Below are 2,645 nucleotides of genomic sequence, written 5' to 3' on the forward strand. Positions count from 1 at the left end.
AGCCTTCTGCCTCGCCGAAGTTGGTGAGGTCCACGAAGGCATCTGTGAGCCGATATGGGTAGCCTTCCCGCTTGAATGCGTTTTTGAAGACGGTCACATCCCTGACCGGTGTGGCGGTTGCTGCGGACCATGCAGCGGTCGGGGCGATACCGGCATCGGTACCACCTGCACGCAGGTTGGTGTAAATCTGCGAGTTGATGTACTCGGCAAGCCAATAGCCTGCATTCTGATACCCGTCCATGATCATGTCACGGCCTGCAGGGAGCTTGATAGCATCTTTATCAAGCCGTATGGCAAGACCTTCGGTCTTGGTGAGCGCGACGGTCTTGGTGATCTTGGTGAACTGGACTTCGGGGAACTTGCTGGACGGTGTGATGAGCCGTGGCGTCTGCTTCTTAGCGTCACCGGACGAGCTCCCCCTCTTCGCGTACGGGACGGGCTGTCCGCCACTGTCCACAAAGGGAATCATGTTGAGGAACTTGAGATCGGGTTCCATGACCCGCATGATCTCCGAGAGAACGACCTCCTTCTGGAGGAACCTGTCATTGATACCTGAAATCTGAACCATGTTTCTTTTCCCTCCTTATCCCTGGATGACGACCGTGCCGCCAACGAAACTCACAAGCGTGCTCACATCAGCAGCTGCGGCTGCAACGTAGTGGAATGAGATAATTCCGACACCTCCGTTTGCGACATCCGATACGGCAAGGGTAACAACACCGTCACGAAGTGCAACACATTCAGAAGCGTCGATCTTTACGGTTGCTGCAACATCCGGGACAATTGCCGCTGCGTTGAGCCCCTTGACGACCGCCTTGATGGCACCGGACAGTCCGAACCATTCGACAGTTGCAACACGGTAGTATTGCCCCGCGAGTTGCTTTGCCCATGAATCCCCGGCTGCGGTATTTGCGGGGGCACGCACGAGCTTTGGGGTGGTGATGATACGCCCGACGATCAGCGTGCCGGCTGCAATTGCCTTCACGACCGGCAGTCCGTTTGTGGCTGCGTAAGTGTTCTCGGTCTGAACGTCAAGGACAACGAAATCGTCCTTTTTGAGCCCGGATGCAAACGTGATCGCGGTATCGGTATACCCATCAGGTCCGAGGGCGTCGTCAGTTACGGTCGGTGCTCCTTCGTACAGGATACACGGCAGCTTAAGCCCGCCGCCGGAATCCCCTGCAATAAGTGATACTGCCATTTTTGATTACCTCATCCTACCGGTTGAAGACCGGAGTTCTCTGACGGTTGCGAGCGTGTCGGGGGTTTCTGTCCCGTCGGCTGCCTTCTGCACATGCGTCTGCCCTTCCTGTTTAGTACCGGGCGCCCGCTTGGTGACAATCGCACGCAGGAACGCGCTGTTGTCTTCCTTCTGGAGCTTCCTGAGATCAGCTTCATCCTTCGGATCTTTCACGAGTCCGGGAGGGATGATGCTCTTCTTCAGGTCGATCCAATCAGACTCCTCTTTCTGGAGTTTGACTTTCTCCTGCTCTGCCTTGAGATCGTCCCGCTCTTTCTGGAGCTTCGCGATCTCTACGTCCTTTGCCGCCAGTGCATCGTCCCTCTCTTTCTGGAGTTTGGCGATAGCGGCGTCGGTTTCGGTTTTTGTGGTTGGGTCTGCCATTTTGTTCCTCTTGGCGATATTGTCCAGGTCCTCGGCGGTCATGTTGGTGATGACCTTACCAGCCTGCTTGACAACATACGCCTGTTCGACTTCGACCGGTGTCCCGAACGTCACGGTTTCGCCCACCATAGTGTAGGGGGTGGAAAAGTACTGCGACGTGTCCGGGTGCTGCCAGATGACCTGATCCGGCAGGGTCATAACGGTCCAAATGTTCCGGGGTGTGCCGTCCGGATACCGGAGACCTGTCGCTCCGGATAGTGCCTGCCGGACGGTTTCGATCTGGCGTTCAAGGGACTCGCCGCCCGGCGTGTTCATTGTCCCCTCAGATTTGTCGGTTACGGCATTGGTCTTCGGAGTTGGGTTGTCTTCCCCGAAGTTCTCCTGCCAGATTGCCGTAATGGAATCGAGAATAGCCTGCAACTTCGACTTGTTCTTCGCCGAAATCGCTTTCCCGATATTGGTATGCGGGTTTCCCGCTACTGGTGGTGTCACATTCGTACTCTCCTCTTTGTTCAGGATCACAGCGCCGGGATCTACCGGCTTATCGGTCGCAGTCTCTTCAAAATCCAGGACATGATGCGGGAGGACTTCCCCATAAAGCGAAGTCCCGTCATCGGGGCATATGAATGCGGTAGAGTGCGACAGTTTCCCCTCTTCGTTAAGTTTTAGGGCATAGGGGAGGGCTTCCTGCGAGCGGGTGAGCGTGTCCTGCGATATCAACCCGGCTTCAAACATCCGCTGCGCCGGCTCGATGGAATAGACTTTTTTAGCTTCGAGTTTCGCGCCGCCGGCGATCAGGATCTTTGAGTCCTGGATGTCCCCGATAATCGCGCCGTTGATTTCCGCAAGTTCGGCTTCGGTGATGCCCCGTAAGGGATCGAGGTGCTTCTTTGCGAAGACGATCGGGAGGTTGTTCCACCGGTCGACGGTCGGGATGAACGGTTCCTTGTTGAAGTACAGTTTCCCGACTTTCCGATCAAGACGCTGAAGAATGGCGTCGTGTGGTTCGGCATCGGTAGTC

General features: G+C 56.0%; 3 protein-coding genes. All 3 read right to left on the minus strand.

The window, feature by feature from the left end:
• A partial coding sequence (locus tag PHU49_16940; GenBank protein ID MDD5245695.1) for a hypothetical protein occupies positions 1 to 568 on the minus strand: 568 nt, incomplete at its 3' end.
• Positions 569 to 583: 15 nt separating this feature from the next.
• Positions 584 to 1,201, minus strand: a complete 618-nt coding sequence (locus PHU49_16945; GenBank protein MDD5245696.1) for a hypothetical protein — start codon at positions 1,199 to 1,201, stop codon at positions 584 to 586.
• Between the two features lie 6 nt (positions 1,202 to 1,207).
• Positions 1,208 to 2,645, minus strand: a 1,438-nt coding sequence (locus PHU49_16950) for a hypothetical protein (protein ID MDD5245697.1), incomplete at its 5' end; no start/stop codon positions are given.

It is taken from the genome of Syntrophorhabdaceae bacterium, from assembly GCA_028713955.1.
GTDB lineage: Bacteria > Desulfobacterota > Syntrophorhabdia > Syntrophorhabdales > Syntrophorhabdaceae > UBA5609.